This window comes from Bacillus sp. FSL R5-0709 (genome assembly GCF_038004785.1).
Classification (GTDB): Bacteria; Bacillota; Bacilli; order Bacillales; family Bacillaceae_G; genus Bacillus_A; species Bacillus_A mycoides.
In genome coordinates, this window is sequence record NZ_JBBORT010000001.1 from 2102391 (window position 1) to 2115140 (window position 12750).

Consider the following 12750-nt stretch of genomic DNA (forward strand, 5'->3'; position numbering starts at 1 on the left):
AAAGAAGGGTGCTAAGCACCCTTCTTTTATTAGTATTCAGTCTATGGATAATATGTCATGCTGTTGTGGTAATTTCGGTGCGCGAATTTCTAATACACCGTTTTGATAAGAAGCTTTCGTTGCTTTTTTATTAATTAAATATGGTAACTTAATAATTCTTGACGTTTCTGAAATGGAACGTTCCCGGCGATAATAGTTATGAGATGTCTGTTCTTCTTCCGTCTCTTCAAGTATATCTTCTTTTACAGAGACTTTTAAGTATTCGCTTTGTATTTCAATTTGAATTTGTTCTTTTTGTATACCTGGTAGTTCGGCTGTAACGACGAGTTCGTCACCAACTTCGTATAAATCTACTGGGAATGTTAATAAACGGTTTCCTTTTTGGAAAAAATGATTTAAATCAGCAATTACGCCACGAAGAGGTGTTTGTTCGAAAAAATCATCAATTTGTTTTAAATAATTACGAACCGGTGGGCGAGAAGAATCTTTTTTTTCTTCACTCATGGTATTACCTCCTAGAAATCAATTTGCAATATCATATGACAAAAGCGGAGAAAGGTGAGTGCCTAGTTTTCATGTTTTCATAAAAAAATGTTAAAAATGTGAAATGGAGTGAGTTTTTTATAGTTTTTGGTCGCCATATTCAGTTGATTATGCTAGTATAAATAGGGTTGATATAGTAGTATTGAGACAGAATGAAAACTGAAAGAGGGTAAGAAGTATGTGTGGTTTTGTAGGATGTTTATGTGAAAACCCTAGAGAGTTTTCAGAAACAGAAAAACATCAATTTGAAAATATGAACACGATGATTTTCCACCGCGGTCCAGATGACGAAGGATATTTTCGTGATGAACATGTACAATTTGGCTTCCGCCGTTTAAGTATCATTGACTTAGAGGCAGGACATCAGCCGTTAACTTATGAAAATGATCGATATGTAATTATTTTTAATGGTGAAATTTACAATTATGTAGAACTACGTGAAATGTTACTTGAAAAAGGTGCAACTTTTGCTACACAATCTGATACAGAAGTTATCATTGCATTGTATGCACATATGAAAGAAAAATGTGTAGACTACCTTCGTGGTATGTTCGCATTTATGATTTGGGATCGTGAAGAAAAGACACTTTTCGGTGCACGTGACCACTTCGGTATTAAGCCTTTATACATCGCACAACAAGGTGATACTACATTCTTCGCATCTGAGAAGAAAAGTATTATGCATGTAATGGAAGACAAAGGGGTAAACCCAAAGTCACTACAACACTACTTTACGTACCAATATGGTCCAGAGCCAGAAACATTAACAATTGATGTTAACAAAATTGAGCCTGGTCATTACTTCGTAAAAGAAATCGGTAAAGAGATGGAAATCCATCGCTACTGGAATCCTTATTTCAACGCTTCAAGTGCAACGAAAGAGGAGCATATCCAAGCAATTCGTGATGTATTATACGATTCTGTAAAAGTACATATGCGTAGTGATGTACCAGTAGGTTCTTTCTTATCTGGTGGTATCGATTCATCTATTATTGCTTCTATCGCAAGAGAAATGAATCCAAATCTATTAACATTCTCTATTGGTTTCGAACAACGTGGTTTCAGTGAAGTTGATGTTGCGAAAGAAACTGCTGAGAAATTAGGAGTTAAAAACCATAACGTATTCATTACAGCGCAAGAATTTATGGATGAGTTCCCAAAAATCATTTGGCATATGGATGATCCTTTAGCGGATCCAGCAGCTGTACCATTGTATTTCGTTGCGAAAGAAGCGCGTAAACACGTAACGGTTGTTCTTTCTGGTGAAGGTGCAGACGAGTTGTTTGGTGGATATAACATTTATCGTGAGCCAAACTCGTTAAAAATGTTCTCTTACATTCCTAGCCCAGGAAAGAGTGTTCTAAAGGCATTAAGTGGTGCTCTTAAAGAAGGGTTTAAAGGAAAAAGCTTCTTAGAGCGTGGATGTACGCCAATCGAAGAGCGTTACTATGGAAATGCGAAAATCTTCCGTGAAGAAGAGAAAGCTGAATTAATGAAGTATTACGATGAAAGTGTTAACTATATGGATATCACGAAACCATTGTATAACGAAATTAAAGATTATGATGATGTAAGTAAAATGCAGTACATTGATATGTTCACATGGTTACGCGGCGATATTTTATTAAAAGCTGATAAAATGACGATGGCAAATTCATTAGAACTTCGTGTACCGTTCTTAGATAAAGAAGTATTTGACGTTGCATCTAAAATTCCGACAGAATTTAAAATTGCAAACGGAACAACGAAAGCTATATTACGTGAAGCTGCTCGTGGAATTGTTCCGGATCACGTGTTAGATCGTAAAAAGCTTGGATTCCCAGTACCAATTCGTCACTGGTTAAAAGATGAAATGCACGATTGGGCTGTAAATATTATTAAAGAAAGCAAAACTGAGCATTTAATCGAAAAACAGTATGTATTAAACTTACTGGAAGCACATTGTGCAGATAAAGGCGATTATAGCCGTAAAATTTGGACTGTACTTGCGTTTATGGTATGGCATCAAATTTATGTTGAGCATAAATACGATACGAATAAGTTCCACGAAGAAACAAAGCGTGCGTATAGCTTAGTTTAATAAAAAACCTTAAGGTCGCATTCGATCTTAAGGTTTTTTTCATAAATTGCATTTATTATTGATACAATAATAGTAAAAGGATGGACAACATATGATTACGTTTGAGAAAGTAAATACAGAAAATGAAAGCGCTGTAAAAGAAATGTTTCACTCACACAGCTTAGATGAGAAAAAGGTTCAGTATTGTGTAAAGGTTGATGATACATATATTGGCGTAATAGATTATAGCGTTCAAGAAGAGAGTGCTATTTTGTCACAGTTAATTATTCATTTTGATTATCAAGGTTATGGATACGGGACAAATACGTATTTTACATTTGAAGAAATGATGAGACAGAGAAATGTGAAAGAAATAAAAGTATTGCAAGAGATGTTTACGGAACAAGCTAAATCTTTCATAGAGGGATCTGGTTTTATTGAGGAAAATGGAATATATGTAAAGAAAATATAGTGAATATTGATTAGGTGATGATATGAATATAAGGTAGGTGGACGTATGACGATAACTTCTGGTCTTGTATTAGTTGGAGGTTGTTTTATAGTAGCAGAACTATGCCAGACTTTTATTCGGAAAAGAATGTATAAGAAGAGAAGACCATATGAATTACAATATATTCCCGTATTTTTAATTTTGTTTTGTATGCTATTTGTATTGCAAAACATAACGTATTTCCCACCTCTTTTGAACATCTTTTTGAAGTTTGGGTTGCTATATAGCGGCGGTGGGATATTTCTTTTATTTCTTTTATTTTGCATACGTTACATCCATTATCAATCGTATATATTCATTTTAAATTGGCTAAAGCAAAGCGATAGAAACCGCCTTACATAAGGGGGTTTTTTTATTTGTACTTGTAACGGAACTTGTACAATTAACATAAAATAGGACGAGTAGAAATGAAAGCTTATTACAATAAAGAAAGGAACGAAAAAGATATATGAAACTTGTTATAGACGCAGGGCATGGTGGATATGATTCTGGTGCTGTTGGTAATGGGTTAGTGGAAAAAGAGTTAACACTTCAAATTGCTAGACGTGTGCGAGATATTTTATCTGCAAATTATCCAATCAATATTAAAATGACACGTGATAGTGATGTGTTTATCTCTTTATCAGAACGTGCTAATATTGCTAATTCATTTGGTGCAGATTATTTTATCTCATTTCACATTAATAGTGGCGGTGGAACTGGATTTGAAAGTTATATTTACAACGCGCTATCTAATAGTAGTTCCGCATATGAAAAGCAACAAAAAATGCATGCAGCAGTCAATCCTGTATTAACAAAATACGGTCTTCGTGACCGAGGAGCCAAAAAAGCAAATTATGCGGTACTAAGAGAGACTGCAATGGATGCAATTTTAACAGAGACTGCCTTTATTGATACAACGTTTGATGCTAATTTATTGAAAAATCCACAATTTATCGAAGATCTAAGCCAAGCGTATGCAAACGGAATAGCAGCTATTTTTGGAGTAGCTCCAAATCCGAATCCTCCAAATCCACAACCAACACCACAAACGAAGGGGATTGCCTATATACTTGGGAAAAATGTGAATTTAAGAAGTGGCCCATCAACGTCTTCTTCAGTTATTCGTCAACTAAACGCCCCAGAATCGTATGTCGTATATCAGGAAAGTAACGGATGGTTAGACTTAGGAAATGGACAATGGGTGTATAATGACCCTTCGTACATTAATTTTGTAAAGACGAGCAATAGTGATGGAAGTCCAATTGGTGTCGCTTATATACAAGGAACGAATGTGAACTTAAGAAGTGGTCCATCAACATCTTCTTCAGTTATTCGTAAATTAAATAATCCAGAATCTTATTTAGTATATATTAATCAAAACGGTTGGTTGAACCTTGGTGGAAATCAATGGGTGTATAATGATCCATCATATATTAAATATAATCAATATTAGGAAATGAGTTTATAATGTAATACGAATGCGTATTTATGTATAACGTAGATACGCATTTTAAGAACGTTTATTATTTTCATACTTATACACTTTATTTTAAAAATAAACATTTGAATAGCGGATAGAATCTAAAATGTATATATTGAAAAAGTTTTCTGATATACATTGACAATGTATGTAATATACATTAATCTTTAATTGTTAATGATAATCGATTTCATCTAGGGAGGACATATGGTACATAGTAAAAAAATATTTATGTTCTGCATTATGATACTTATGGTAATAATCGCAGGGTGTAGCAAAGAAGAGAAAAAAGAAAATGATACATCGGCTAAAGCAAAAGATTCGTATACTGTAAAGCATGCAATGGGTGAAACAACAGTAAATGGTACACCTAAAAAAGTAGTTGTTTTAACAAATGAGGGTGCGGAGGCGCTTTTAGCTGTCGGAGTAACACCAGTTGGAACTACAAAACCACGTGCTGGTGATGAATGGTATCCTCATTTAGCGAAAGATTTAAAAGATACGAAAGTTGTAGGTACTGAGCGTGATATTAATTTAGAGGCAGTTATGAAGCTTAAGCCAGATTTAATTATCGGGAATAAAATGCGTCATGAAAAAATATATGAGCAATTGAACGAAATAGCGCCAACTGTGTACGCTGAAACATTGCGCGGGGATTGGAAAGAAAACTTTACACTCTATACAAAAGCTGTAAATAAAGAAAAAGAAGGGCAAAAGGCTCTTGAAGATTATAAAAAACGTATTGAAGGAATGAAAGAGAAGTTAGGAGATAAATTGAATTCTAAAGTTTCTATTATTCGCTTCGTACCAGGTGACGTTCGTATTTATCAGAAAAACTCATTCTCAGGTGCTGTTTTAAATGATATTGGATTTAAGCGACCACCACTACAAGATAAAGATGAGTTTGCGATAAAAGGAATTACAAAAGAGCAAATTCCGAATATGGATGGGGACTACATATTCTACTTCACATCTGATAAAGATGCGGATAAGAATAACGAAGGAACCACGTTAGCAAAAGAATGGACAGAAGACCCACTCTTTAAGCAGCTGCAGGCTTCTAAAGACAATAAAGTATTCCAAGTGGATGAAGTAATTTGGAATACAGCAGGCGGTATTAAAGCTGCAAACTTAATGCTAGATGATATTGAAAAATATTTTTTGAAATAAATGAATGGTTGAGTGCATCACTTTAAATAGGTGATGTACTTTTTTTGTTTAGTTAAATACAGAAAATTCCTTCTTTTAAGTGTGGATAAGTTGTACAATAAAACCAATCATGGAATAAAGGAGTGGAAAGGAATGAAAGCTACTCATAAAGATTGGATTTTGTTTAACGGAAGAATTGTAAATACGAAAGAAGAACAGCCGATGGTTGCGTTGGAAGAGCGAGGACTCCAATTTGGTGATGGCATATATGAAGTATTTAGGCTATACGATGGGAAGCCTCATTTATTAGACTTACATTTGGAACGCTTTTTTAAATCTATGAGGGAAATAAATATTGTTCCGCCGTTTACAAAGGAAGAGTTAGTTGAAGAACTTCATCAAATGATTGAAAGAAATCAATTTCAAGAGGATGGGAATGTGTATCTTCAAATATCACGTGGAGCTCAAGCTCGAAATCATGTGTATGAAAAAGATTTACAGCCAACATATTTTGCGAATATTGTTTTGTTTCCAAGACCTACCGCTACTATGGAACAAGGAATAAAGGTTACTGTAGAAGAGGATATACGCTGGAAGTTCTGTCATATAAAATCTTTAAACCTTCTACCTAATATCATGATTAAAAATAAAATAAACGAGCAAGGGTATCAAGAAGCGATATTAGTACGAGATGGAGTTGTAACAGAAGGGTGTCATTCGAATTTCTTTATGGTGAAAAATAATAAATTAATTACACATCCGGCCGATAATTTCATTCTACATGGCATTACTCGTCACTACGTTATTACATTAGCGAAAGCTTTACATATTGAAGTAGAAGAGCGTGAATTCTCATTGCAAGAAGTATACGAGGCTGACGAATGTTTCTTTACAGCGACACCACTTGAAATATTCCCTGTTGTTCAAATTGGTGATGAGAAGTTTGGAAGCGGAGAAAGAGGACCAATTACGAAAAAACTACAAGCTGCATATGAAGAAAGTATTAGTTTGTTTAAAGTGACAAATTAATAATGAGGGAAAAAGCTGGTATTCCCCCAGCTTTTTTTCATGATATAATTCAACCATAGGACAAGTTTTGAAAACGCTGTAAAAAGGGGATTTAATATATGAATTATGAAGATTTTAAAGAAGTAATTCACGGTAGACGAAGTGTTAGAAAGTTTACAGAACAAGAAGTATCCACTAGTGATATAAAAGAAATTATTGATTGTGCTCGTTATGCACCGAGTGATACGAACTCACAAACGTGGGAGTTCTTGGTCATTATGAACAGAGAGAAAATTAAAGAAATTGAACAAATGACATGGGATGCATTACATAAACTTGCGGCAAAAGCAGCAGAAAATGGAGAAGAGAAAGCAGGGAAATTGCTTACACGTTCTTTCGGTCCATATGCGACAGCTTTCTCTGAGGCGCCAGTATTAATCGTATGTTTGGCAACACCATATGAATCAAAGTTTCGTGAAAAGATATTTGATCCAATTGCCTTCGTTCCGGATTCAGTATGGGAAGAGGAAGGAATTAAGAGTAGCTGTTTAGCAGCACAAAACTTAATGTTGGCTGCATATGCGAGAGGACTGGGTACTTGTCCAATGACAGGACCTGTATTATTAGCTCAAGATGAACTGCGACAATATTTACAAATTGAGCCTCAAAAACAAATTAATATGGTAATTTCACTCGGGTTTCCGAAAGATAAGCCGAAGAAACTTTCTCGAAAAGAAGTTGATGAGATTACAACATTTATTTTCTAAATGTTATGTAGAAAAGACATTGAAATGACAATGTCTTTTTATTTTGAATGGATATTTTTTTAGTGAATTGGGCTAAAATGATGAATAGAGTGGAATTACTATTTATTTCTTTAAAAAAATTAATGTTCTTAAAATGAAAGTATGGTACAGTAATCGTGAGCAAGCTAATATTTGTTCATGAAAGTGTTAAAAACTAGTTTTAAAATCAAGAAATTATTTTTGTATAATAAATTATAATGAAATAACAGGGGGAATGAATTTTGAAGAAATTCATAATCGCTGGATTGTCTGTATTGTTATTAGTAGGCTGTGGTACTCCAAAGGAAAAAGAGGATGCACAGTCAAACCAGGAAGAACAAGTTGTAAATGCAAGTGATGAGAATATGGTCGTATTTCCTGAAGGAGCAGTGCCAATCGGAGAAGGGAAAGTAAAAGTAACTACTCCAGATGGTACTTCTGAAAATGGCAATATACCAACTGTATTCATAAAAAAGGATACTTTAATTCAGCAAGTCGAATTAGAACTTTCAAATTTTCAAAACGATAAAGAAACATTTGTATTTGTAGATCAAATATTTGCAGATAAACATCAAGTAACTAGTACAACACAGACAACAGTACAATTAAAAGAAAAGACGCTTGAGACAGGTAGTCATACGATTACCGCAGCTCAGTTTGAAAACAATGACCCAAAAGGAAAAGTCATTAGCTTGAATCAAGCGACGTTTGAAACGAAACCTGCGTCTTAATATGGAAAAAAGTACATTACTCAAAAGTAGTGTACTTTTTAGTTTGGATTGAATTATGTCATTGAGAATAATTTGTTTCACTTTCTAGTACGAATGAATAGAAAGAACTTATCCTTTACTATCATGTAAGAGGAAGGAATTGAAAGTTTGAAACGAGTTATTCGTATTTTCTTATTTATTATAATGTTTTCGGTCATTTGGTTTACTTTACAAGAGGCGGTTGAAGTTACGCTCAATTATCACATTCATGACTTGTTAATTGGAGCTGTATGTTTTGTCATTGTGTATCGGTTTTATCAAGCCTTAACGGACAATAAGAACCCCACTTGAAAATTCGGCACATGCGAGGAAGTTAGGTGGGAGATCAACTTGCCCGTAAAAGCCCGATTGGTGAAGGATAATACCCCCCCTATGATTAAAGTTTCGCTTTATGATAAACTCGGATTAAGGTAAGTATTGAGTTGGAAATGTAGGGATTTCATTTGAAATGTCGAATAGTACATACGATGTCGTAATAACAAATTTTCTATTGTTTACTGTGAAACAGAAGAAGGAGAGATTGTAGTTATGAAAAGAGCTCTTATAAATATTGATTATACATATGATTTTGTAGCTGAAAAAGGTGCTTTAACATGCGGGAAACCAGGTCAAGAAATTGAGAAGGAACTTGTAAGTGTAACGAAACAATTTATTGAAAAAGGTGATTACGTAGTATTTGCGATCGATAAACATGAAGACAATGATGTATATCATCCAGAAGCGAAATTGTTTCCACCTCATAATATAGCAGGTACAAATGGAAGAGACTTATTTGGTAAATTACAAGATGTATGCGAGAAATATAAAAATGCAGAGAATGTATACTATATGGACAAAACACGTTACAGTGCTTTTGCAGGAACGGATCTAGAAATGAAGCTAAGAGAAAGAGGAATAGAGGAAGTGCATCTTATAGGTGTATGTACAGATATTTGCGTCCTTCATACAGCAGTAGATGCTTATAACAAAGGGTTTCAAATTGTGGTTTATGAAAAAGCAGTAGCATCTTTTAATGCGCAAGGGCATGAATATGCACTTGGACATTTTAAATCTTGTTTAAATGCAGAAGTGAAGTGAAAAAAAGAGGCCTTCAAAAGGTCTCTTTTTCACATTTAAATAGAGACGACTTGCTGTTGAATTAACTTTTTAATGAACGGGCTAATCTTTTCTGGTAGCCCATTTAAATCAAAAAATTGTACATGTAATGATTTAGCTTCGTCTGCTTTTAACGAGGTGAGTATTGCGGACTTAAAAGAAAGTCGTTTATAAAAAATTCTATTGTAATATCCCTTTAGAGGATTAAAAAGGGTTATAGTAAATAGAAAAGAACATCTGAAGTTGAAAGATTCATTAAAGGGTTATATTGTTGAAGATGAACAATGAATACAAATACATAGTTAAGAAAGTACGATTTAAGATCAGGATAAAAGATATTTCGAAAACAAGTGTTGAGATGATAAATGCGTATTTAAAATATAGTAGCTTTGTATGAAATTTTTATTAGTAAGGAAGTGGATGGATGAGTTTATTAACGTATACTGAAGAGTTTTTTAATTATGTAAGGGAATTTTTACTTTTAAGGTTTTTACTATTTGCTTTAGTTCTTATCATTATTTCTTTTGTTATAAATCGCATTATTGATTGGTTTTTTAGAAAATCAAGCTTTTTTGATGAAGAGGTAGAGCAGACAATTCAAAGTGTAATTCGATCTATTTTTAGGTATATCATTATCATCAGTCTTATCATATATTTAATTAGTCAATTTGTAGATATAAAAAGTATTATTGCAGGTGCAGGGATAGCGGGAGTTGTCATCGGTTTTGCTGCACAACAGATGCTAAAAGATGTAATATTAGGCTTTGCAAGATTAGCGGACAAAGAGTTCCGTGTTGGCGATTTTGTTACTTTTAACGGAACAAATTCAGGAACCATTGAGGAAATTAGTATTCGTTTTATGCAAATTCGTGAATGGTCAGGAAAACTCCTTACCATACCACACGGAGAGATTAGAACGATACAAAATTTTAATAAAGGATGGATGCGAGTTATTGAACGCATCACGGTAAGTTATCAGGAAGATCCTACAAGAGTTAAGGAATTGTTAGAAGAAGTGTGTGTTATTTGTAATGAAAAATTGGATCAAGGTCTTTATAGAGTAGATGATGAAGCTGTTGAACCATTTAAATATGTTGGAGTTACAGACTTAAATCCTAATCTTAAATATGTTGGATATGAATTTTGTATTACAGGTTTGATTAAACCGGAAGATTATTTTGAAACTTCTAGACAAGTAAGATTTGAATTAATGTCTATTTTTCATAAAAATCAAGTGCAAATGCCAGCAGCGAATATGTTCGTTAACACTGAAAGTTTACAGAATATCCATGTGGGACAATCTTTATCAGACAGTTAATGAAAACTAGCTAATTTCTGTTTTGGTTTAGAATTTAGATTTGAATGAACTGTATGGGATATCTCCGAAAAAAGAGCTGAAGGAATTCGGTTCTTTTTTGTTTGTAGTATTTTGAAATTTCTTAATGTTATAATGGTAGTTGGTGATGAGAATGAACATAGATGAAAAAGAGATGCATCGTTTAGAGGCATTAAAAGAAATTGCTGAGTTACTAAATGAAGCAACAAACTTACAGGAAATGTTAGGAAAAGTATTACATACATTATTACAAGTTATGAATTTACAAACAGGGTGGATATTCTTTATTGATGAAAGTGGAAAGCATCGTATGCTTGTGGACCAAAACTTACCCCCAGCTCTTACATGGCAGGAAAAGAAGCCGATGTGTGAAGGCGATTGTTGGTGTGTAGAACGTTTTGTGAATGGAAGATTGGAAAAAGCAACAAATATTATTGAATGTAAACGAATAGAGGATGCGATTGAATGTAATTGGGGCGAGACAGAAGATGTTACACATCATGCGACAATCCCGCTAAGATCTGGATCAGAGAAATTTGGTCTATTAAATGTAGCCTCGCCTCATAAAACACATTTTTCAGAGGAGGAGTTAGCGTTATTAGAAGCGATTGCATTTCAAATTGGAACGACAATACAACGTATTCAATTAGTTGAGAAAGAACGAAAATATGTAGTTGTAGCTGAAAGAAATCGATTGGCTCGTGATTTACATGATTCTGTTAAACAATTGTTATTTTCAATTATGCTAACAGCGAAAGGGACTCTAAATATGACGAAGGATAGAGACTTGCAAGAGATGTTAAGTTATATTGGAGAATTATCACAGGAAGCATTACAAGAGATGACACTTTTGATTTGGCAATTAAGGCCTGAAGGATTAGAGAAAGGTTTAGCAGAAGCGATTCAAAATTACGGAAAACTGTTAGGGATTCAAGTGGAAGTTCGAATTGATGGAATGGTTTTAATTGAAGATGAAATAGAAGAAGTTTTATGGCGTATAAGCCAAGAGGCATTACATAATTGTAAAAAACATGCCTCATGTGAAAAAGTATGTGTTCATTTAAGGATAGAAAATAATAAGTTGCATTTTTACATAGAAGATAACGGAATAGGATTTATACAGGATCAAGTAAGAGAGTCAGCACTTGGCTTGAAAAGCATGAAAGAACGAATTGAATTAATGAGGGGAATTTTTCGAATAAAAGCAGAACCGGAAAAGGGGACAAAGATAGAAATTCAATTACCGGTTTGAGAGGGAGAACGTCAGTGAAAATTAAATTATTACTTGTAGAAGATCATCATATCGTTCGAAGGGGACTCGTATTCTTTTTGAAGACGAGAGAAGAATTTGAAATTATTGGGGAAGCAGCAAATGGTGAAGAAGCATTAACATTCGTCCAAGCAGAAAGGCCAGATGTAGTATTAATGGATTTATCAATGCCGAAAATGGATGGTATTGAAGCGACAAAACGTATAAAACAATACGATGAGACAATAAAAATTCTTATGCTCAGTAGTTTTTCAGAACAAGATTACGTTTTACCAGCATTAGAAGCTGGGGCAGATGGTTATCAATTAAAAGAAGTGCAGCCAGATCAACTCGTTGCGTCAATCGTTGCGGTATATCAAGGAAATGCAAATTTTCACCCGAAAGTAACACCAGCACTATTAGGACGATCAGCAGTCAAGAAAGAAAAAGAGAATCCTTTTTCTATGTTAACAAAAAGGGAGCAAGAAGTACTTCGTGAAATTGCGAAGGGAAGAAGCAATAAGGAGATTGCAGCAGAACTTCATATTACAGAACAAACTGTGAAAACACACGTTTCTAACGTATTGGCTAAATTGGAAGTAGATGATCGTACACAAGCTGCCTTATACGCAGTAAAGCATGGGGAAAACTAGAAATACGTATGAATAATTGTGTCATATGTTACGGTAGAATACATAGGAGCAAATAAAATGTATAGAGATGCCGAATAAAGGTTTTTCTTCTTTCAATAATTAGGTACAATAAAGTGAAACTTTAATCAAT

Annotated in this window: 14 protein-coding genes and 1 pseudogene; 13 read left to right on the forward strand and 2 right to left on the reverse strand. The window is 34.0% G+C overall.

Annotated elements, in window-relative coordinates:
* Nucleotides 1-36: 36 nt before the first annotated feature.
* Nucleotides 37-504 (reverse strand): Hsp20/alpha crystallin family protein, encoded by a 468-nt coding sequence (locus MKX37_RS10795; RefSeq protein ID WP_078422537.1) that lies wholly within the window; start codon nucleotides 502-504, stop codon nucleotides 37-39.
* 217 nt (nucleotides 505-721) lie between these two features.
* On the opposite strand from MKX37_RS10795, the gene asnB reads away from it, so the two are divergent.
* The 10 genes from asnB (at nucleotide 722) to MKX37_RS10845 (ending at nucleotide 9364) form a co-directional block, all read left to right on the forward strand.
* Nucleotides 722-2623, forward strand: coding sequence for an asparagine synthase (glutamine-hydrolyzing) (gene asnB / locus MKX37_RS10800; protein ID WP_002012706.1), 1902 nt, complete (start codon nucleotides 722-724; stop codon nucleotides 2621-2623).
* Between the two features lie 91 nt (nucleotides 2624-2714).
* Nucleotides 2715-3074, forward strand: coding sequence for a GNAT family N-acetyltransferase (locus MKX37_RS10805; RefSeq protein ID WP_033730134.1), 360 nt, complete (start codon nucleotides 2715-2717; stop codon nucleotides 3072-3074).
* A 45-nt stretch (nucleotides 3075-3119) separates the two neighbouring features.
* Entirely contained in the window at nucleotides 3120-3455 is a 336-nt protein-coding gene (locus MKX37_RS10810; RefSeq protein ID WP_012260872.1) for a hypothetical protein, read from the forward strand.
* A gap of 106 nt (nucleotides 3456-3561) precedes the next feature.
* The gene (locus tag MKX37_RS10815) at nucleotides 3562-4548 is read left to right on the forward strand and encodes an N-acetylmuramoyl-L-alanine amidase (RefSeq protein ID WP_002127209.1); all 987 of its coding nucleotides are present in this window, start codon (nucleotides 3562-3564) and stop codon (nucleotides 4546-4548) included.
* A gap of 234 nt (nucleotides 4549-4782) precedes the next feature.
* Nucleotides 4783-5745, forward strand: a complete 963-nt coding sequence (locus tag MKX37_RS10820; protein ID WP_002127211.1) for an ABC transporter substrate-binding protein — start codon at nucleotides 4783-4785, stop codon at nucleotides 5743-5745.
* A 132-nt stretch (nucleotides 5746-5877) separates the two neighbouring features.
* Nucleotides 5878-6753: a D-amino-acid transaminase gene (dat, locus tag MKX37_RS10825; protein ID WP_002165885.1), complete on the forward strand. Its 876-nt coding sequence runs from the start codon at nucleotides 5878-5880 to the stop codon at nucleotides 6751-6753.
* 98 nt (nucleotides 6754-6851) lie between these two features.
* On the forward strand, nucleotides 6852-7499 hold the full coding sequence (locus MKX37_RS10830; protein WP_002127213.1) for a nitroreductase family protein: 648 nt from the start codon (nucleotides 6852-6854) through the stop codon (nucleotides 7497-7499).
* Between the two features lie 260 nt (nucleotides 7500-7759).
* Nucleotides 7760-8248 (forward strand): hypothetical protein, encoded by a 489-nt coding sequence (locus MKX37_RS10835; RefSeq protein ID WP_002065200.1) that lies wholly within the window; start codon nucleotides 7760-7762, stop codon nucleotides 8246-8248.
* A gap of 147 nt (nucleotides 8249-8395) precedes the next feature.
* The gene (locus tag MKX37_RS10840) at nucleotides 8396-8578 is read left to right on the forward strand and encodes a hypothetical protein (protein ID WP_012260876.1); all 183 of its coding nucleotides are present in this window, start codon (nucleotides 8396-8398) and stop codon (nucleotides 8576-8578) included.
* Nucleotides 8579-8815: 237 nt separating this feature from the next.
* Nucleotides 8816-9364, forward strand: coding sequence for a cysteine hydrolase family protein (locus MKX37_RS10845; RefSeq protein ID WP_002127214.1), 549 nt, complete (start codon nucleotides 8816-8818; stop codon nucleotides 9362-9364).
* 35 nt (nucleotides 9365-9399) lie between these two features.
* Here MKX37_RS10845 and MKX37_RS10850 read toward each other — a convergent pair.
* Nucleotides 9400-9519, reverse strand: a pseudogene (locus MKX37_RS10850) (NUDIX hydrolase); the annotation flags it as partial.
* A gap of 287 nt (nucleotides 9520-9806) precedes the next feature.
* Here MKX37_RS10850 and MKX37_RS10855 point away from each other — a divergent pair.
* From MKX37_RS10855 to MKX37_RS10865, 3 genes are all read left to right on the forward strand, one after another.
* Nucleotides 9807-10700 carry a mechanosensitive ion channel family protein gene (locus tag MKX37_RS10855; RefSeq protein WP_002127215.1) on the forward strand — a complete coding sequence of 298 codons (894 nt, stop codon included), beginning with the start codon at nucleotides 9807-9809 and terminating at the stop codon, nucleotides 10698-10700.
* A gap of 172 nt (nucleotides 10701-10872) precedes the next feature.
* A complete protein-coding gene (locus tag MKX37_RS10860) occupies nucleotides 10873-11970 on the forward strand; it encodes a GAF domain-containing sensor histidine kinase (protein ID WP_220089392.1) in 1098 nt (365 codons plus the stop codon).
* 14 nt (nucleotides 11971-11984) lie between these two features.
* Nucleotides 11985-12620 (forward strand): response regulator, encoded by a 636-nt coding sequence (locus MKX37_RS10865; RefSeq protein ID WP_002127217.1) that lies wholly within the window; start codon nucleotides 11985-11987, stop codon nucleotides 12618-12620.
* Nucleotides 12621-12750: the final 130 nt, after the last annotated feature.

Coding starts and splice junctions, on each gene's coding strand:
- dat (WP_002165885.1), top strand. CDS start 5,878: ATGAAAGCTACTCATAAAGATTGGATTTTGTTTAACGGAAGAATTGTA.
- MKX37_RS10815 (WP_002127209.1), top strand. CDS start 3,562: ATGAAACTTGTTATAGACGCAGGGCATGGTGGATATGATTCTGGTGCT.
- MKX37_RS10860 (WP_220089392.1), top strand. CDS start 10,873: ATGCATCGTTTAGAGGCATTAAAAGAAATTGCTGAGTTACTAAATGAA.
- MKX37_RS10810 (WP_012260872.1), top strand. CDS start 3,120: ATGACGATAACTTCTGGTCTTGTATTAGTTGGAGGTTGTTTTATAGTA.
- MKX37_RS10830 (WP_002127213.1), top strand. CDS start 6,852: ATGAATTATGAAGATTTTAAAGAAGTAATTCACGGTAGACGAAGTGTT.
- MKX37_RS10845 (WP_002127214.1), top strand. CDS start 8,816: ATGAAAAGAGCTCTTATAAATATTGATTATACATATGATTTTGTAGCT.
- MKX37_RS10795 (WP_078422537.1), bottom strand. CDS start 504: ATGAGTGAAGAAAAAAAAGATTCTTCTCGCCCACCGGTTCGTAATTAT.
- asnB (WP_002012706.1), top strand. CDS start 722: ATGTGTGGTTTTGTAGGATGTTTATGTGAAAACCCTAGAGAGTTTTCA.
- MKX37_RS10855 (WP_002127215.1), top strand. CDS start 9,807: ATGAGTTTATTAACGTATACTGAAGAGTTTTTTAATTATGTAAGGGAA.
- MKX37_RS10805 (WP_033730134.1), top strand. CDS start 2,715: ATGATTACGTTTGAGAAAGTAAATACAGAAAATGAAAGCGCTGTAAAA.
- MKX37_RS10820 (WP_002127211.1), top strand. CDS start 4,783: ATGGTACATAGTAAAAAAATATTTATGTTCTGCATTATGATACTTATG.